We start from the raw sequence: 16,782 nt of genomic DNA on the forward strand, positions 1-16,782 counted from the left end.
CTGCGGCAGCGAAACGGGCTGCCCTAAGGGGCTGCCTTCGAGACTAGAAGTAAACCGCGGGAGATGTTGCAAACATGTTTCTGATTCGTGCGGGCGCTTATGCTTTGTGGTTTTTAATCGGTTTTTAATTGTACTGCCGGATAGAGCGGATCATCGAGTGTTTGGCGGTTCTGAGATGCGCATGCAGCGCGCACAGCGCGTCCACATCCTGGCGGCTGATGAGCGCGGTAAGAATCGCCATATGCTCCTCCAGCGCGACGATGTTGCGCTGCTTGAGATCGCTTTCATCCCACTGATAATGCGAGTGAAAAATCACAGAGATAATTTCCAGTGACTGGTTGAAAAACGGGTTGTTGGCGGCGGAGAGAATCAGCGTATGCATCTCTTTATCCAGCGCGGCAAACTGGCGGTAGTTGCTGGCGATGGTGTCGCGCAGCGCGCGATGACGATCCAGCAGATCGCGCGCCTGCACCCAGCGTTCATCACCGGCGGCGAGGTTAAGAAAGCGGGTCAGCGCGTGCGTTTCCAGCATTTCGCGCAGTTCAAACAGCTTTTCGGCGTACTCCTGATCGAATTTCTTCATCCGCCAGTGGCCGCGTTTAACCGGTTCCAGCAGGTTATAACGCATAAAGCGCAGCAGGAACTCGCGCACCACCACCGGGCTGACCCGCACCTGCTGCGCCAGCTGCAGCTCGGTAAAACTGTCGCCTGGCATCAGCAAACGCTGGTTAATCAGGTTAAAAAACGCCTGCTCAAACTGCACCGCCTGTTGGTCGATCGGTGGGCTGAGTACGCTAAACCCATCCTCCTCGCAGGGATCGCGCACGATCACGTAGGTCTCAGCCACTTTTTCCAGCACGCCGCGCTGATGCAGATGCTGCAGCGTGTGCCGCACCGTGGTGCGGCTGATATTAAACATCTCGGCCAGCGCTGCCTGCGGGGGCAGCGGCGAGCGCACATGGCGGCGGGCAATAGCTTCCAGCATTTGATTGATGACGTTGTGACGCAGATTCTGGCTTCGGCTCATACGGCCCTCCGGTTTTTTATGCATTAAAAACCACACAAAGCCCAAAAAAATCGCGCTGACTCACACTTCGTACAGCGCAGCCTCCCGCCGCGGTCGATTTTCGCCATAACTGCGTGAACAGCCCAGGAGGAAACGATGACAAACATGAAAACGCTGGTGGTCGCCGAACCGCGCAGCATGGTGTGGCAGCAGCGCAGCGTACCGACGCCTGCCGCGCACGAAGTCCTGATTAAACCGATTGCTGCCGGCATTTGCGGCACCGATATTCACGCCTGGGCCGGCAATCAGCCGTTTTTCTCCTATCCGCGCGTGCTCGGTCATGAGCTGTGCGGTGAAGTGGTGGCGCTGGGCGCGGCGGCGCAGGGTTTTCAGCCAGGGCAGCGCGTGGCGCTGATTCCTTACGTGGCCTGTCAGCGTTGCGACGCCTGCTTAAGCGGCAAAACCAACTGCTGTGAACAGATTTCAGTGATTGGCGTGCATCAGGACGGCGGTTTTTGCGAGTTTCTCAGCGTGCCGGACACTAATTTGCTGGCGGTTGATGATGTGGCGCCCGAAGCAGCGGCGCTGATTGAGCCCTTTGCCATCAGCGCCCATGCGGTGCGACGCGCGGCGCTGGTCGCCGATGAGCAGGTGCTGGTGGTCGGGGCCGGACCGATTGGCCTGGGCGTCGCGGCGATTGCCGTCGCAGCCGGTGCACAGGTGGTGGTGGCCGATACCAGCGCTCAGCGGCGCGCGCACGTTGCGCTGCAGCTGCAGCTGGCGACGATCGATCCGCTGGCCGATGATTTTATCGCCGCGCTGCGCGCAGAGTTTGGCGGGCGGCTGGCCGCTAAAGTGATTGACGCCACCGGCAGTCCGGCGGCGATGAACAGCGCCGTGCAGCTGATTCGTCACGGCGGCACCATCGTGTTTGTTGGCCTGCACAAAGGCGATCTGGTGATCCCCGACACCGAGTTTCACAAAAAGGAGACCACGCTGCTGGGCAGCCGCAACGCCACGCGGGAAGACTTTGACAGGGTGCGCGCCCTGATGGCCAGCGGTCAGCTGCGGGCCGATATGATGCTCAACCGCCATTACGACTTCTCGACGCTGGCCGAGACTTTTGAGCCCGGGGTGATCAACAACCCTGAGCTGATCAAAGGCGTCATCCATTTCGCCCGCTAGAGAGCGTGTCAGGCGCGCAGCGTGGCAAAAAAATGTTGCCGTACCGCCTCGGCATCGACGCCCAGACACAACCGCTGGGCGCGCAGGCCGGCGAACGGATCGTCGCGCGAGGCGAGGGTGCTCACGCGCTGCAGCGTCTGGCCGCGGCTGATGCCTTCGGTCACCACGCGCACCGGCGCTGTTGTCACGCTGAACGCCTGCGGCAGCGCCAGCCACGACAGCGTCAGGGTATCGTGCAGCGCCATGCCATCAAATCCTTCTTTTTGCAGGCTGTAAGCCAGATAAGGCCGGCAGATGGCACTCAATACCGGCTGATTCAGCTGGCGCACTTCTTCACCGCTGATCAGCACCTTGTGCGTCACATCCAGCGGCAGCATCACCACCGGCAGCGCCGAGGCCAGCACCTGATCGGCGGCATGCGGATCTTTCCAGATATTGAACTCGGCGAACGGCGTCACGTTACCGGCGTGGCCGTCGGTGCCAAACGCGCCGCCCATGATCACCAGCTCTTTCACCAGCGGAATGATGTCTGGTGCCTGGTTGATGGCGCAGGCGATGTTGGTCAGCGGCCCGATTGCCACCAGGGTAATCGCGTGCGGCTGCGCGCGTACGCTGTCGATGATGAACTGCACCGCGCTGTCGGCAGTATCGCTATACGGGTTATCGAAGGCATCGCCGAGACCGTCTGCGCCGTGCAGGCTCGCTGGTGCGGAAGGGGCCAGCGCCAGCGGACGCGAACAGCCGCGATACACCGGCGCGCTGATGTTCATCTTTGCACAGAACAGCCGGGCGTTTTTTACCGCCTGGCCAACCGCGACATTACCAAACACCGTGGTGATGCCCAGCAGCCGCTGCGTGCGCGCCGCATACGCCAGCGCAAAGGCGTCATCCACGCCGATATCAGTATCAAAAATCAGGGTACGCATCGGAATCTCCTTGCTGATGATGTCTGCCACGGTAAAACATAATCGTTCCCGACGATACGCTGACAGCAGTTGAATATTGTCACCTCCGCCGCGCCAGCGTATTATCGTGCCTCTGAGGTGATGGCGTGCCACCTTACCCAACCGCCCTCTGGTTACAGACGGCTGATGACGCCTGACAACTTGCTTATCCCTGCGCGGGAGACGGCGGTGTGTCAGGTGTAGTTTCTGTCCTGCCGCGGCCCTGCGCGTATCTCAATTCAGGAGCTCCAGACTATGCTGAAGTCGCTGTTCGCGGTCATGATCGGTGGTGCCATCGGTTGCACGCTGCGCTGGCTTATCTCTTTGCGTTTCAATACGTTATTCCCCAACCTGCCGCCAGGGACGCTGATCGTTAATCTGGTCGGTGGCTTTATTATTGGCGCGGCGATGGCGTGGTTTGTGCGCAATCCGCACATCGATCCCGTATGGAAGCTGCTGATCGTCACCGGCCTGTGCGGCGGGCTGACGACGTTTTCGACCTTCTCGGCCGAGATCGTGGTGTTGCTACAATCAGGAAAATACCTGTGGGCAATGTCGAGCGTGATGGTGCATGTCATCGGTTCATTGCTGATGACCTTTGCCGGTTTCGCCGTGGTGAATCTGCTGGGCTAAACGACACGCTTGAAATCACCCTTAAGAGGGGGATACTGATCAGGATGCTGTGCGGGTGGCGCACAGCCTCTGTCACCGCTTTATCCGGATGATTAAGGAGCTGTTGATGTCTGCAAACCCGAAATTCCTTAACCTGGTGCTGTTAAACGGTGAATCGGCGCATAAGCTGCAGGCGGCGCGTGCCGCCGGGTTCGATCAGGTTGAAATGTGGCGGGAAGAGGTTACTGAGCACACGGCGGCGCTGGCCGCGCAGCTGAACCTGGGCTTTACCAATCTGCAGGTGCTGCGTGACTTTACCGGCGCGCCGGACAGCGAACGGCTGCAAAAGCGCGCCGAACTGCGTGATTTCATTCGCGTCGCGCAATCGCTGGGCTGCGATACCATTCAGGCGCCGGCGACCACGCGCGAAGACTGCGTTGCGGAGCGCATTGATGAGGATCTGCGCTGGCTGGCCTCGGAAGCCGCGCGCTATAACATGCGCATCATGTATGAACCGATGGCGTGGTGCAGCGTCGATAATACGCTGCCGCTGGCGTGGCAGCGTTTGCAGCGGCTGGATCAGCCCAATATCGGGCTAGTGGTCGATCTGTTCCACATCTGCGCACGCGGTGGCGATGCCTCTCAGCTCGACGGCATTCCGGCCGACCGCATTTATGAAGTGCAGCTGTGCGATATGGCGCAGATGCCACCGCAGGAGAAGCAGGCGCTGAGCGACTATGCGCGCCATCAGCGCTTACTGCCCGGCGACGGCATCATTGAAGTGGAACGCTTTGTCGATAAGCTGAAAAGTGCAGGCTATCGCGGTCCGGTGGGCATCGAAGTGTTTAACGATCGCCTCAAAGCACAGCCGCCGGAAGCGGCCGCGCGTCAGGCGTGGCAGGCGCTGCAGCGCTACTGGCCTTAATCCTGCAGACACTGGGCGATGTAGGCCGCTGCCTGCATTGCGCCGTGGCTGGAAATGGTGTGACCGGTGGTGGGTTCATACTGTGCGGTGACCGCGACGCCCGCGCTCTGCAGGCGCTGCGCGGCGGAGACGGTTTCGCTGAACGGGATGACCTCATCGGCTTTGCCATGAATCAGCAGCGCGGAGGCATGCGGCGGCGGCGTGAGTGCCTCGTCAAAGGCCAGGCGACCGGAGAAGGCCACCACACCAGCCAGCGGATAGCGTCCGGAGGCCAGCGCATCCAGCGCCATGATCGAGCCCTGCGAGAATCCCACCAGAATCACCTTTTGCCACGCGCCGGCCATCGCGTGCTGCGCCATCAACTGCTGCAGCGTGGCGTCAAAGGCGTCGCGCGCAGCCCGTACGCGTGCCGGACGGTTTTCCGGCGTGATGCCGGTCAGGCTGAACCACTGATAGCCCATCGCGTGCTCAAAGGGAAAGGGCGCATCGGGCGCGGCAAATGCCACGTCGGGCAGTAGCGCTGACCAGTGTTGCCCCAGCACCGCCAAATCCGCGCCATTACTGCCGACGCCATGTAAAAACACCACTAACGCTTTTGCCATTGCCCTGCTCCTTAAAAACCGTAGTCCGCCATATCCGGTCCCGCTGGCACGATGCCGTTGGGATTCAGCGCTTTAATCGAATAATAGCCCTGTTTGATGTGGTCGATGTTCACCGTTTGCCGCACGCCGGAGACCGCCAGCACACTCTTCAGATAACGATCGAGCAGCGGGTAATCGCGCAGGCGGCGCAGGTTGCATTTGAACAGGCCGTGATAGGCGACGTCAAAGCGTATCAGGGTCACGAACAGGCGGATATCGGCTTCGGTCAGTCGTTCACCCAGCAGAAAAGTGCGGCCATCTTTCAGCCGTTGCTCCAGCTCATCCAGCTGCTCAAACACCTCATTAAACGCCTGCTGATAGCTCACCTGGGTGGTAGCGAAACCGGTGCGATAAACGCCGTTATTGAGACGCGGGTAGATCGTTGCGTTCAGCGCGTCGATCTCCGGGCGCAGATCCTCAGGGTAGAGATCGAGCCGGTTGTCTGCCAGATCGCCAAAGCCGCTGTTGAACATGCGCAGAATATCCGCCGACTCATTGTTAACGATGGTCTGGGTTTTTTTATCCCACAGCACCGGCACGGTCGCGCGCCCGGTGAAGTCGGCGTCGGCGCGCGTATACAGCTGGTGGAGATACTCAGCGTTGTTCAGCGGGTCGCGATCGGCACCGGGATAATCGCCGAAGCGCCAGCCCTGCGCGCCAAGCTGCGGCTCAACCACCGACACGCTGACAATCTGCTCCAGCCCTTTCAGGCTGCGCGCAATGAGCGTGCGCGAGGCCCATGGGCAGATCAGCGCGACATACAGATGATAGCGATCCGGCCCGGCGGCAAATTCGCTGCTGCCATCGGCGCTAATCCAGTGACGAAAGCTGGAAGTCTGGCGTACAAAGCCACCCTGTTTATCGGTGGCCTGAACCGGATGCCACTCTGCGCTCCACTTACCGTTTACCAACATCGCTCTGCTCCTCTAAAGTGATGTCAGCAGCTTACCGTGCTGCCGTTATGCTGATAATCCGGGCAAAACGGCTTTGATTGTTTCCAGAATGGAAGGAATCAGCCGGGCGGATGCAGGCGGAAGTGCTCGGCCAGAAAGTCGATCAGCAGGCGGGTTTTCTGCGCCAGATGGCGCGCGGGCGGATACAGGGCAAACAGGCCCATGGCTGGCGGCGCAAAGTCCTCCAGCAGCGTGACGATTTCGCCCCGCTGCAGCGCCGGTGCAGCGATAAAACCGGGCAGACGTGCAATGCCGAGGCCGGCCAGCGCCGCCTGCAGGCAGGCTTCGGTATTGGAGAAGCAAAGGCGGCCGCGAATCGGCATGCTGACGCTGTCGCCGCACGGCGTGACGAACGGCCAGTGCCAGGGATCGCGAAAGTTGGTATCGCTGATGCACTGATGCGTCGCCAGATCGCGCCAGTGCTGCGGCGTGCCGTGCTGCAGCAGATAGCCGGGCGCGGCGGCGAGGCGAATTGGCACCTCGCCCAGACGGCGCGCAATCAGGCTGCTGTCGTCCAGCTTGCCGATGCGGATCGCCATATCGAAGCCTTCATCGACGATATTCACGGCGCGGTCGGAGAAGTTGACGTCCAGCTCAATCAGCGGATAGTGACGCGCGAACGCCACCAGCACGCTGGCCAGCACCGCGGTGCCGAAGGTGCCGGGTGCGCTAATCTTCAGGCGGCCGGTGGGCGAGCGGGCATTCTCCTGCACCGTGGCATCCAGCGCGTCGAACGCCTCCAGCAGGGTTTTCACCCGCTCGTAATAGGCGCGGCCGATCTCGGTGGGCGACAGCGCCCGTGTGCTGCGCTTGAACAGCTGCACGCCAAGCTGCTGCTCCAGACGCGACACCAGCTTTGACGCCTGGCCGCTGCTGGTGCCGAGCCGGGCGGCGGCACCGGCAAAACTGCCGACTTCGAGTACGGCGACAAACATGCGATCACAATCAAGACGATCCATGGCATTTCCTGCAAGGGAAAAGGGTGAGTATACACAGGCGAAGTGAAAAATCGTGGCACGGGCCGCGGCAGCAATGTGCGCAGCATGGCGCAACGACCCGCTTTACATTCAGTGCGCCGCACCTTTCGCACGGCGGCAAAACCTGCTGAACTAGGCATTCGCCTTAAGCTGGCCGGGAGCCAACAATGCCTTTGCTTCACCTGTCATCGCTGGCGGAGATCACCGCTGCCGAATGGGATGCGCTGTTACCTGACAATCAACCTTTTTTGCGTCACGCCTTCCTGCTCGCGCTGGAAGAGAGTGGCAGCGTGCGCGCGGAAAACGGCTGGCAGCCGGATCATCTGCTGTGGCGCGAAGACGGCAGGCTGCGTGCGGCGCTGCCGGGCTACCGTAAAAACAACTCGTGGGGCGAATATGTGTTCGATCACGCGTGGGCCGATGCCTGCCAGCGTGCCGGCATCGCCTATTACCCCAAATGGCTCGGCGCCATTCCGTTCAGCCCGGTGACCGGTGCGCGTCTGCTGGGCGACGAGACGGCCATCATCCCGATGCTGGAAGCGCTGCCCGATGCGTTGCAGCGGCACGGCTTAAGCGGGGCGCATATCAACTTCACCACGCCGCACGCCAACGTGCTGCTGGCAACCCAGCCGGACTGGCTGGCGCGCCTCGGCGTGCAGTATCACTGGCACAATCGCGGCTACCGCGATTTTCACGACTTTCTCGACACGCTGATGTCGCGCAAACGCAAGCAGCTGCGCAAAGAGCGCGAACAGGTGGCCAGCAGCGGCTTTGCGTTTAACTGGTATCGCGGCGATGAGCTGCGTGAAGATCAGTGGGATTTTGTGTATACCTGCTACGCCAACACCTACGCGGTGCGCGGCCAGCATCCCTATCTGACGCGCTCCTTCTTCAGCCTGCTGGCGGAGCGGATGCCGCAGGCGATTCGCGTGGTGATCGCCACGCTACAGCAGCAGCCCGCGGCCATGGCCTTCTGTCTGGTGGATGACGACACGCTGTATGGCCGCTACTGGGGCTGTCTGGCGGAGTTTGACCGGCTGCACTTCGAGACCTGTTTCTACCAGGGCATGGATTTCGCCATCGCCGAAGGGCTGCAGCGCTTTGATGCCGGTGCGCAGGGCGAGCACAAGCTGGTGCGCGGCTTTGAACCGCAACTCACCCACTCCTGGCACTATCTGTGCCATCCGGGGCTGCGTGACGCGGTCGGGGATTTTCTGCAGCAGGAGCGGGCAGGGGTACGCGCCTGGGCACAGGAAGCGCGCGACGCCCTGCCTTACCGGCGCGGCGATTAATCGACGCCGACAAATCCGCCGGTCTGATGCTGCCACAGGCGCGCGTACAGCCCGCCGTGCGCCAGCAGTTCGCGATGGTTACCCATCTCAACAATGCCGCCGTTCTCCAGCACCACCAGCCGGTCCATTTTCGCGATGGTCGACAGGCGATGGGCGATGGCGATCACCGTTTTGCCCTGCATCAGCGTCTCCAGGCTCTCCTGAATCGCCGCTTCCACTTCCGAGTCGAGCGCCGACGTGGCTTCATCCATGATCAGAACCGGCGCATCTTTCAGCAGCACGCGGGCGATGGCAATACGCTGGCGCTGGCCGCCAGAGAGTTTGACGCCGCGCTCGCCGACGTGCGCATCCAGCCCGGTACGGCCCTGCGGATCGGAGAGCAGCGGGATAAACTCGTCGGCGCGGGCGCGCACAATCGCCGCCTGCAGTTCGGCTTCGCTGGCATCCGGGCGACCGTACAGCAGGTTTTCGCGAATCGAGCGGTGCAGCAGCGACGTATCCTGGGTGATCATGCCAATCTGACTGCGCAGGCTCGCCTGTGTGACCTGCGCGATGTCCTGATCGTCAATCAGGATGCGCCCGCCGTTGATGTCATACAGCCGCAGCAGCAGGTTCACGAGGGTCGATTTACCGGCGCCGGACGGGCCAATCAGACCGATTTTCTCGCCAGGCTTGATATTGAGATTCAGGCGGTTAATCACCTGGCGGCCGCCGCCGTAGTCAAAACGCACATCCTCAAAGCGGATCTGGCCACGCATCACCTGCAGCTTTTTCGCCTGCGGCGCATCCTGCACGCTGAGCGGTTGCGCAATGGTGTTCAGGCCATCCTGCACCATGCCGATGTTTTCGAAGATGCCGTTCACCACCCACATGATCCAGCCGGACATGTTCACCAGGCGAATCACCAGCCCGGTGGCCAGCGCGATGGCGCCTACGCTGATCAGCGACTGGCTCCACAGCCACAGCGCGAGGCCGGAGGTGCTGACAATCAGCAGGCCATTGAGCGTCGACAGCGTGATATCCATGCTGGTCACCATGCGGCTGGCGTGCTGGGTTTTGTCGGTCTGCTCCTGAATGGCGTCGCGCGCGTAGCGTTTTTCCAGATCGTTATGGGCAAACAGTTTCAGGGTAGCGATGTTGGTGTAACCGTCAACAATGGTGCCCATCAGCTTCGAGCGCGCCTCGGATGACACCACCGAGCGCTGCTTGACGCGCGGCACAAAGAAGCGCAGCGACAGGCTGTACGCCACAATCCAGACGATCAGCGGAATCATCAGGCGCCAGTCGGCTTCCGCGAACAGCACCAGTGAGGTCACGGCGTAAATCACTACGTGCCAGATGGCATCCACCAGCTGAACCGCCGAGTCACGCAGCGAGTTACCGGTTTGCATGATGCGCTGGGCGATACGGCCGGCAAAATCATTCTGGAAGAAATTGAGGCTCTGCCGCAGCACATAGTTGTGATGCTGCCAGCGAATCATGCTGGTCATGCTGGGGTTAATGCTTTGATGTACCAGCATATCGTGCAGCGCGATTACTACCGGCCGTAGAATCAGTGCCACTGCCGCCATCCACAGCAGAATCGGCCAGTTATCGCTGAACAGCGTAGCGGGCGTGGTGTGATTGACCAGATCGATAATACGGCTGAGATAGCTGAACAGCGCCACTTCGATCAGCGCCTGCGCCAGTCCGACAATCAGCAGCGCGACAAAACTTGGCCACACCTGACGCAGATAATAGAGGTAAAACGGCCACACGCTGGCGGGTGGGGAATCGGTGGGGGCATCCTGAAAGATATTGATAAAACGTTCAAAACGACGATACAACATAAGGCCACTCTTTCCGATCGGTGAGAGTTAACAGCTTAGTGCAACTGAACAGGGATTATCGACATGGATTTGCAGATTCGCGGACGCGAACCGGGCGATGCCGCCGCCTATCAACGTTTATACAGTCATCCCGAGGTGTATCGCTGGACCACGCAGCTGCCGTTTCCCAGCGTCGCCACCTGGCAGAAAAAATTCGAGCGTATGGACAGCGAAGGCTATATCGGTTTTGTGGCGGAAATCGACGGGCAGATGGTGGGCGAGCTGACGCTGTTTACCGAACAGCGGCCGCGTACGCGTCACAGCATCAGTTTTGGTATTGGCGTCGATCCGGCGTTTAGCGGTCGTGGCATCGGCGAGCGGCTGATCCGCACGGGTATCGACTATGCCTTTAACTGGCTGGGCGTGATTCGCGTTGAGCTGGAAGTGTTTCACGACAACCAGCGCGCGCTGCGTCTGTATCAGCGCCTGGGCTTTGAGCAGGAAGGCGTGAAGCGCAAAGCCTGCCTGCGCGAGGGCGAGTACCACGACATTATCGTCATGGCGATACTGCGCGAGTGATGGTTGCGTCGGCCTGGAACCGGGGCGCCCGGTAACCAGGTCGCCATAAATGGCGCCCCTACAGTGTTCACAGAATATCTGTAGGGTGCGCATTGATGCGCACCAGGCAACCCAGGTCGCCATAAATGGCGCCCCTGTGGCGTTTACAGGCTACCCGTACGGTGCGCGTTGCTGCTGTACGCTCTGGTCGCATCAACCTGGCGGTTCATGAAGCGCTAGCGGGCAGCACTGGCGGACACACGCTTGAACGCCATATTGGTAAAACAGCTGAAGAGTTAGTTGCCAGGCTGGAACGCAGGCCCTCTCTTTACGCGACCAGTAGCTTCAGGACAGTGAATGAGGCGGAGCAGCTAATTAGTCGGGTAATCAGGGACAATAGCCACCAGATAGAAATGTGGGTAAAACATCTCCCTCCCGGAATGAATGCCAAAATGGAGCTGGAGAGAATTTTTGCCACTCAGACAGGTATCATGATTCGTCGTGGTTCCCCGGACGTTATTCGCTGCTATAGGGTTTGGCTGGTGCTTCGTTTTGAGTAGTGGCATGGAAAACCCTATTTTATTCTTACTGCGTTTCCTAAGGCCTGACATGAACCGTTCAAATTTCAATGAGCTAGGCTGTTTCATTACGATATATTTTGGTCAGGACTATGACCTTATCGATGATAGTGATGAAATCGAGCCAAAAATTGATGCGTTTATACGCAACGAGCATCCCGCCAGTTGGCAGGGGCTAGCGGCGGATATTGATCTTTTTTTGAGTGAAAGTTCGGATCCAGAAACGACATTCGAAGCGTATTTTCAGGACGAGTTTGATCCTCATTTATGGGGCACCACTACTGTCGATTTTCTGCATAGGGTACGCACAAAACTAAGCAAAGCGCTGGCTGAACAATCCGATCAGCTCAGCTAAGACTGCTGGAAGTGGCCCACCATCTGAACGACGAACCAGGTCGCCATAAATAGCGACCCTACAGGTAGCCCGTAGGGTGCGCATTGATGCGCACCAGGCAACCCAGCTTGCCACAATCGTGCCCCGGCAGTGTCCGTCGGCTACTGGCTGCGCTCGACGTACTTTTGCATATTCTCTTTGGTCACCAGCTCGAACGGGATCCACACGTGTGAAGCCACTTTCTCGCCTTTAATCAGCTTCTGCGCCACGTCTACCGAGGTTTTGCCCTGACCGATGGCGTCCTGAAACACCGTCACCTGCATCTTGTCCTGCGCCAGAGCCTTCAGGCCGTCCGGCGTGGCGTCGATGCCGCCCACCAGAATCTTTTTATTGCTCTTTGCCAGCGCCATTGCCGCACCAATCGCCATCTCATCGTTATTGGCCGCGACGATATCGATCGCTTCACCGTTGCCAATCCAGTTGAGCATCAGGTCCATGCCTTCGTTGCGCGCATAGTTTGCTGGCTGCTTCTGTACCACTTTCATGCCTGGGTATTTCGCCACCACCTGCTCGACATCTTTGGTGCGCTGCAGCGCGCCGGCATCGGTCAGGTTGCCGATCATGATCGCCACGTTACCTTTATAATTTGCCAGCTTAGCCAGCGCCTCCATTTGCAGCGTGCCGGATTCGCGTTCGTCCGAACCGACAAACACTACGCCGGGCGGCAGGGTTTTATCGCCTGGCGTGCGGTTGACGTACACCAGCGGAATTTTCGCCTGCTGCGCCAGTCTGGTCAGCTGCGGTGTGCTGGCGGAATCCACTGGATCGACGATGATGGCATCCACGCCGGCGCTGATAAAACTCTGCACCTGGTCGGTCTGGCGGCCGACGTCGCCGCGCGCATCTTCAAACTGGGCATCCAGCCCGCGCGCTTTAGCTTCTTTATCAATGGCATGACGAATAATGGTAAGGAAGTTCTGGTCAAAATAGGCCATCGACACGCCGATCTTCTCCGCCAGCGCGGAGGCCGAACTGGTCAGCAGGCCAAGTAACAGTATCGCCTTGAGGGTTTTCATCGCAGACTCCAGAGTAAGCTGTTTATTAGAATAAATTTTTCATTGGTGTTAAAAATGGCTCAATGAAATCATTTTCAGCCTACGAGCCGGCAGCAGAGCTGGCAATCTGCTGCGTAGTAATTTGCTGTGCAGCGCACAATTTGCCCGACGCGCATGGATGCTTTGCCTGCTCATAGTGATCGCGCAAACTCTTTTCTCAGCGCTGGCGCACATTCCGCGGCGAAAGCCAGCACGGATTAAAGATTTTGTGCGCTACCGCACCCGGCTTTGTGTCAGCGACCAAAACCCGCGCCGTTTCGCCGCGCGGATTCCTTCATTCGCACAATGACCAGAGCAACACTGGCTTCCTATAGTTGCTGAACAGGGAAATCTGCGCGGTATTCCTGACCATCATCGCTTCGGGGCAGGATGCTCCTCCATCAAGGAATTCAGCCTATGTTGCAACGCAAAAACCGCAGCCAGAACAGCCATGTGCGTATCTGGATCCTTTGCCTGATTCTGTTCCTGTCAGTGGTCGCTTATGCCGATCGCTCGATCCTGTCGATCTCCGGCTCGGCGATCAAACAGGAGTTTGGCCTGTCGGCGATCCAGCTCGGCCTGATCCTTTCGGCCTTCAGCTGGGCGTATGTCATCGGCCAGATCCCCGGCGGATTGATTCTCGATCGCTTCGGCACCAAAAAGGTTTACGGCGTGACGCTGGCGCTTTGGTCGGTTTCGACCCTGCTGATGGGATTTGTCGGTGAGTTTTCCAGTGGCATGACCATGGCGCTGACGCTGATGTTTGCGCTGCGCTTCGCGCTGGGCCTGATTGAGGCGCCGAGCTTTCCCGCCAACGCCCGCGCAGTGATCATGTGGTTCCCGGGCGCAGAGCGCGGACGCGCATCGTCGCTGTTTGCCTCGGCACAATACTTTGCCGTGGCGATATTCTCACCGCTCTCCGGCTGGCTGGTGTCGCGTTATGGCTGGGAATGGCCATTCTTTGTGCTCGGCGGCATCGGCGTGCTGGCGGTGTTTGTCTGGGCGGGCTATATGCGCAGCCCACGTCAGCATCCGCACGTTTCCGCCAGCGAGTTGCATTACATTGAACAGGGTGGCGCGCTGGTGGATATCGACGCCACACACACGCTGCGCGCACGGCCGCCGGTCAGCAAAGCGATGTTCAAAACATTGCTCACCAACCGCATGCTGTGGTGCGCCTACCTCGGCCAGTATTGCACCATCGCGCTTAGCTACTTCTTCATTACCTGGTTCCCGATCTATCTGGTGCAGGCGCGCGGCATGAACATTCTGGATGCCGGTTTCGCCACCATTGCACCGGCGCTGTTTGGCTTTCTGGGCGGCATCAGCGGTGGCTACATCTCAGATAAGCTGCTGGCGCGCGGCTGGAGCCTGTCGTGGGCGCGCAAAACGCCGTACATCGTTGGCATGCTGATGGCCGCCTCGCTGATTCTGGCGGCGGTGATCCCTTCCAACGCCGGCATTATCGCCATCATGTCGTTTGCCTTCTTCGGCAAAGGCGTGGCGGCGGGCGCGGGCACCTGGACCGTGGTCAGCGATACGGCACCCAAAGAGGCGGTTGGCCTCGCCGGCGCGATCTTCAACGGCATCGGCAACATGGCGGGCTTTATCACGCCGCTGTTGTTTGGCGTGATCGTTGGCCTGACCGGCAGCTACAGCATTGGCCTGGTGTTCGTCGGTGCGCACTGTGTCGTCGCGGCACTGCTGTTCCTGCTGGTGATGGGCCCGATTGAACGCGTAGGCGATCGGCACAACGCTGCCGCTGCAACAGAAGAGAAAAGGGCGCAAAAGGCTGGCATTAAAGTGGCTTAATGCACTGCGCGGTAGCGGCGCAATTTATTGCGCTATGCATAAACGTTCCTGCCTGTCCCGACCAGTCACGCCGCCCTGAAGATTTTTTGCTCAGCTGCCGATATCACTCCTTACCATCCACTGATATTAAGGAGCGATATCGTGATAAAGCTGATTACCGTTGACGAGCTGCGGCCAGGCATGTTTATCCACAAGCTTGAGGTCTGGTGGATCAAGGACAAACGCATTCGCAACCAGATGCTGATCACCGATAAGCGTCAGATCGCCCTGATCCGTAACGAGGGGATACAGCAGGTATGGATCGATCCCGAGCGGTCGGTGCGCGCGCCTGCCACGCCGCAGCCGAAAAAAGACATTCCACAGACGCCGTTTTTCCGCGAGATGGATCAGGCGCAGTGCATCTTCAACCAGGGCAAGCCGCAGGTGCTGGCGATGTTCAACGAAGCGCGCATGGGGCAGGGCCTCGATCTTGCCTTTACCCTTGAGCTGGTCGATGAAATTGCCGGATCGATTACCCGCGAGCCAACCGCGCTGCTCAGCGTGGCGCGGCTGAAAAATCATGACGATTACACTTACCTGCACTCCATGGCGGTGTGCGGTCTGATGATTTCGCTGGGCAAGAAAATGGGGCTGGATGAGCAGCAGCTGCGTCGCGTGGGCATGGGCGGATTGCTGCATGACGTCGGTAAAGCCGCGGTGCCGCTGACCATCCTCAACAAGCCGGATAAGCTCACCGACGAAGAGTTTACGATTATGCGCCAGCATCCAATCGTCGGTGCGCAAATGCTGATGGAAGCCCATGCGGATGAAGATTTGCTGGATATTGCGCTGCATCACCATGAAAAATTCGATGGCAGCGGCTATCCGCATCGGCTGCAGGGCGAAGAGATCTCGCTCTACGCACGCATGGCGGCGGTGTGTGACGTCTACGACGCGGTGACCTCCGATCGCCCGTATCGCAAAGGCTGGACGCCGGCTGAGGCGATGCACAATATGCTGAGCTGGCGCGGCCACTTTGACAGTGCGCTGCTGCACGCGTTTGTGCGCACCATCGGTATTTATCCGGTGGGCTCGCTGGTACGGCTGGCTTCCGGGCGCGTGGCGCTGGTGGTGCAGGCCGGGGAAAAATCGCTGCTGAAGCCCAAAGTGCATGTGTTCTGGTCGCTGCATTCGCAGCGCGAGGTCAAACCGGAAGCGCTGGACCTCGGCGACAGCTTCTGCACCGATACCATCACCGGCGCTGAGGACAGCGGCTTGTGGCACAACGTTGACCTGAACCGCATCTGGGCGCTGGAAAGCGCCTGATCTGCCCGCGTTTTTATACTTTCTTTACGCCCGCTCTGCGCCTTTTTACCCCTTCTTTATGCCGCGCCGCGCATGCTTGCTGCACTACCAAATCCTCTGGAGGTTGCTGTGAGTGTGGGCGTGATAGCCGGCATCGTGCTGGTATTTTTATTACTGGGCTACCTGATTTATGCCCTGCTTAATGCGGAGGCATTCTGATGGCGGCGAATGCGTTTTTACTGATTGCGTGCTATCTGCTGGTGCTGATGGTGCTGGCGCAGCCGCTGGGCCGCTTGCTGGCGCTGATGGTGGCGGATAAACCCCTGCTAACGCGCAGCGAACGCGTGCTGTGGCGTCTGGCCGGCGTTGACGGCGCGGCGATGCGCTGGCCGCACTATCTGCTGGCCATCCTGCTGTTTAACGCGCTCGGCTTTGTGCTGCTGCTGGCGATGCTGATGGGGCAGGGCGCGCTGCCGCTCAATCCTCAGCATCTGCCTGGCCTGAGCTGGGATCTGGCGCTCAATACGGCGATCAGCTTTGTCACCAACACCAACTGGCAGGCGTACGCAGGCGAGAGCACGCTGAGTTACTTCAGCCAGATGGCGGGCTTAACGGTGCAAAACTTCCTTTCGGCGGCAACCGGTATTGCGGTGGCGTTTGCGCTGATGCGCGGTTTTGCCAACCGTTCGCTGGAAACGCTCGGTAACGCCTGGCGCGACCTGACGCGTATCACCGTCTACGTGCTGCTGCCGATTAGCCTGCTGATGGCGCTGTTTTTT

18 protein-coding genes and 1 riboswitch are annotated in these 16,782 nt (G+C 59.5%); of the genes, 11 read left to right on the top strand and 7 right to left on the bottom strand.

Annotated elements, in window-relative coordinates; genetic code table 11:
* Positions 1-124: 124 nt before the first annotated feature.
* The gene (locus ERD80_RS13475; protein WP_136547227.1) at positions 125-1,027 is read right to left on the bottom strand and encodes a GntR family transcriptional regulator; all 903 of its coding nucleotides are present in this window, start codon (positions 1,025-1,027) and stop codon (positions 125-127) included.
* Between the two features lie 135 nt (positions 1,028-1,162).
* On the opposite strand from ERD80_RS13475, the gene ERD80_RS13480 reads away from it, so the two are divergent.
* Positions 1,163-2,191, top strand: a complete 1,029-nt coding sequence (locus ERD80_RS13480) for a zinc-binding alcohol dehydrogenase family protein (protein WP_136547229.1) — start codon at positions 1,163-1,165, stop codon at positions 2,189-2,191.
* Positions 2,192-2,199: 8 nt separating this feature from the next.
* On the opposite strand, the gene ERD80_RS13485 is transcribed toward ERD80_RS13480, so the two are convergent.
* The gene (locus ERD80_RS13485) at positions 2,200-3,117 is read right to left on the bottom strand and encodes a nucleoside hydrolase (RefSeq protein WP_136547230.1); all 918 of its coding nucleotides are present in this window, start codon (positions 3,115-3,117) and stop codon (positions 2,200-2,202) included.
* A gap of 107 nt (positions 3,118-3,224) precedes the next feature.
* A riboswitch (Fluoride riboswitch) is annotated at positions 3,225-3,299 on the top strand.
* A 91-nt stretch (positions 3,300-3,390) separates the two neighbouring features.
* On the opposite strand from ERD80_RS13485, the gene crcB reads away from it, so the two are divergent.
* Together crcB and ERD80_RS13495 are read left to right on the top strand one after the other, a co-directional pair.
* The gene (gene crcB, locus ERD80_RS13490; protein WP_021507890.1) at positions 3,391-3,768 is read left to right on the top strand and encodes a fluoride efflux transporter CrcB; all 378 of its coding nucleotides are present in this window, start codon (positions 3,391-3,393) and stop codon (positions 3,766-3,768) included.
* Between the two features lie 106 nt (positions 3,769-3,874).
* Complete coding sequence (locus ERD80_RS13495) at positions 3,875-4,672, top strand: sugar phosphate isomerase/epimerase family protein (RefSeq protein WP_058775150.1); 798 nt, start codon at positions 3,875-3,877, stop codon at positions 4,670-4,672.
* On the opposite strand, the gene ERD80_RS13500 is transcribed toward ERD80_RS13495, so the two are convergent.
* The 3 genes from ERD80_RS13500 to ERD80_RS13510 all read right to left on the bottom strand — a co-directional run bounded on the left by ERD80_RS13500 (position 4,669) and on the right by ERD80_RS13510 (position 7,225).
* Positions 4,669-5,274, bottom strand: coding sequence for a prolyl oligopeptidase family serine peptidase (locus tag ERD80_RS13500; RefSeq protein WP_058759363.1), 606 nt, complete (start codon positions 5,272-5,274; stop codon positions 4,669-4,671). The two genes, ERD80_RS13495 and ERD80_RS13500, sit on opposite strands and share 4 nt — an antisense overlap.
* Positions 5,275-5,285: 11 nt before the next feature.
* A complete protein-coding gene (locus ERD80_RS13505; protein ID WP_136547232.1) occupies positions 5,286-6,227 on the bottom strand; it encodes a glutathione S-transferase family protein in 942 nt (313 codons plus the stop codon).
* 98 nt (positions 6,228-6,325) lie between these two features.
* Positions 6,326-7,225, bottom strand: coding sequence for a LysR family transcriptional regulator (locus tag ERD80_RS13510; protein ID WP_058759361.1), 900 nt, complete (start codon positions 7,223-7,225; stop codon positions 6,326-6,328).
* A 185-nt stretch (positions 7,226-7,410) separates the two neighbouring features.
* Between ERD80_RS13510 and ERD80_RS13515 the strand changes: the two genes are divergently transcribed.
* Complete coding sequence (locus ERD80_RS13515; RefSeq protein WP_136547233.1) at positions 7,411-8,535, top strand: GNAT family N-acetyltransferase; 1,125 nt, start codon at positions 7,411-7,413, stop codon at positions 8,533-8,535.
* Here ERD80_RS13515 and ERD80_RS13520 read toward each other — a convergent pair.
* The gene (locus tag ERD80_RS13520; RefSeq protein WP_136547235.1) at positions 8,532-10,364 is read right to left on the bottom strand and encodes an ABC transporter ATP-binding protein; all 1,833 of its coding nucleotides are present in this window, start codon (positions 10,362-10,364) and stop codon (positions 8,532-8,534) included. The two genes, ERD80_RS13515 and ERD80_RS13520, sit on opposite strands and share 4 nt — an antisense overlap.
* Before the next feature lie 63 nt (positions 10,365-10,427).
* Between ERD80_RS13520 and ERD80_RS13525 the strand changes: the two genes are divergently transcribed.
* The 3 genes from ERD80_RS13525 (at position 10,428) to ERD80_RS13535 (ending at position 11,834) form a co-directional block, all read left to right on the top strand.
* Positions 10,428-10,922, top strand: coding sequence for a GNAT family N-acetyltransferase (locus ERD80_RS13525; protein WP_021507883.1), 495 nt, complete (start codon positions 10,428-10,430; stop codon positions 10,920-10,922).
* A 125-nt stretch (positions 10,923-11,047) separates the two neighbouring features.
* Positions 11,048-11,461: an RNase A-like domain-containing protein gene (locus ERD80_RS13530; RefSeq protein WP_136547237.1), complete on the top strand. Its 414-nt coding sequence runs from the start codon at positions 11,048-11,050 to the stop codon at positions 11,459-11,461.
* Between the two features lie 4 nt (positions 11,462-11,465).
* On the top strand, positions 11,466-11,834 hold the full coding sequence (locus ERD80_RS13535; protein WP_348769907.1) for a contact-dependent growth inhibition system immunity protein: 369 nt from the start codon (positions 11,466-11,468) through the stop codon (positions 11,832-11,834).
* A 140-nt stretch (positions 11,835-11,974) separates the two neighbouring features.
* Here the strand turns inward: ERD80_RS13535 and ERD80_RS13540 are convergent, their stop codons facing one another.
* Positions 11,975-12,889 (bottom strand): sugar ABC transporter substrate-binding protein, encoded by a 915-nt coding sequence (locus ERD80_RS13540; protein ID WP_021507882.1) that lies wholly within the window; start codon positions 12,887-12,889, stop codon positions 11,975-11,977.
* A gap of 435 nt (positions 12,890-13,324) precedes the next feature.
* Between ERD80_RS13540 and ERD80_RS13545 the strand changes: the two genes are divergently transcribed.
* The 4 genes from ERD80_RS13545 to ERD80_RS13560 all read left to right on the top strand — a co-directional run.
* Complete coding sequence (locus tag ERD80_RS13545; RefSeq protein ID WP_058759356.1) at positions 13,325-14,719, top strand: MFS transporter; 1,395 nt, start codon at positions 13,325-13,327, stop codon at positions 14,717-14,719.
* A gap of 141 nt (positions 14,720-14,860) precedes the next feature.
* Positions 14,861-16,024 carry an HD-GYP domain-containing protein gene (locus tag ERD80_RS13550; protein WP_021507880.1) on the top strand — a complete coding sequence of 388 codons (1,164 nt, stop codon included), beginning with the start codon at positions 14,861-14,863 and terminating at the stop codon, positions 16,022-16,024.
* Between the two features lie 108 nt (positions 16,025-16,132).
* Positions 16,133-16,222 carry a K(+)-transporting ATPase subunit F gene (gene kdpF, locus ERD80_RS13555; RefSeq protein WP_021507879.1) on the top strand — a complete coding sequence of 30 codons (90 nt, stop codon included), beginning with the start codon at positions 16,133-16,135 and terminating at the stop codon, positions 16,220-16,222.
* Positions 16,222-16,782: potassium-transporting ATPase subunit KdpA (locus ERD80_RS13560; protein WP_211145591.1), on the top strand; the 561-nt coding region annotated here is incomplete at its 3' end. The genes kdpF and ERD80_RS13560, both read left to right, overlap by 1 nt.

This window comes from Pantoea sp. R102, from assembly GCF_004916815.1.
Classification (GTDB): domain Bacteria; phylum Pseudomonadota; class Gammaproteobacteria; order Enterobacterales; family Enterobacteriaceae; genus Pantoea; species Pantoea dispersa.

Coding starts and splice junctions, on each gene's coding strand:
- ERD80_RS13475 (WP_136547227.1), bottom strand. CDS start 1,027: ATGAGCCGAAGCCAGAATCTGCGTCACAACGTCATCAATCAAATGCTG.
- ERD80_RS13480 (WP_136547229.1), top strand. CDS start 1,163: ATGACAAACATGAAAACGCTGGTGGTCGCCGAACCGCGCAGCATGGTG.
- ERD80_RS13485 (WP_136547230.1), bottom strand. CDS start 3,117: ATGCGTACCCTGATTTTTGATACTGATATCGGCGTGGATGACGCCTTT.
- crcB (WP_021507890.1), top strand. CDS start 3,391: ATGCTGAAGTCGCTGTTCGCGGTCATGATCGGTGGTGCCATCGGTTGC.
- ERD80_RS13495 (WP_058775150.1), top strand. CDS start 3,875: ATGTCTGCAAACCCGAAATTCCTTAACCTGGTGCTGTTAAACGGTGAA.
- ERD80_RS13500 (WP_058759363.1), bottom strand. CDS start 5,274: ATGGCAAAAGCGTTAGTGGTGTTTTTACATGGCGTCGGCAGTAATGGC.
- ERD80_RS13505 (WP_136547232.1), bottom strand. CDS start 6,227: ATGTTGGTAAACGGTAAGTGGAGCGCAGAGTGGCATCCGGTTCAGGCC.
- ERD80_RS13510 (WP_058759361.1), bottom strand. CDS start 7,225: ATGGATCGTCTTGATTGTGATCGCATGTTTGTCGCCGTACTCGAAGTC.
- ERD80_RS13515 (WP_136547233.1), top strand. CDS start 7,411: ATGCCTTTGCTTCACCTGTCATCGCTGGCGGAGATCACCGCTGCCGAA.
- ERD80_RS13520 (WP_136547235.1), bottom strand. CDS start 10,364: ATGTTGTATCGTCGTTTTGAACGTTTTATCAATATCTTTCAGGATGCC.
- ERD80_RS13525 (WP_021507883.1), top strand. CDS start 10,428: ATGGATTTGCAGATTCGCGGACGCGAACCGGGCGATGCCGCCGCCTAT.
- ERD80_RS13530 (WP_136547237.1), top strand. CDS start 11,048: ATGGCGCCCCTGTGGCGTTTACAGGCTACCCGTACGGTGCGCGTTGCT.
- ERD80_RS13535 (WP_348769907.1), top strand. CDS start 11,466: ATGGAAAACCCTATTTTATTCTTACTGCGTTTCCTAAGGCCTGACATG.
- ERD80_RS13540 (WP_021507882.1), bottom strand. CDS start 12,889: ATGAAAACCCTCAAGGCGATACTGTTACTTGGCCTGCTGACCAGTTCG.
- ERD80_RS13545 (WP_058759356.1), top strand. CDS start 13,325: ATGTTGCAACGCAAAAACCGCAGCCAGAACAGCCATGTGCGTATCTGG.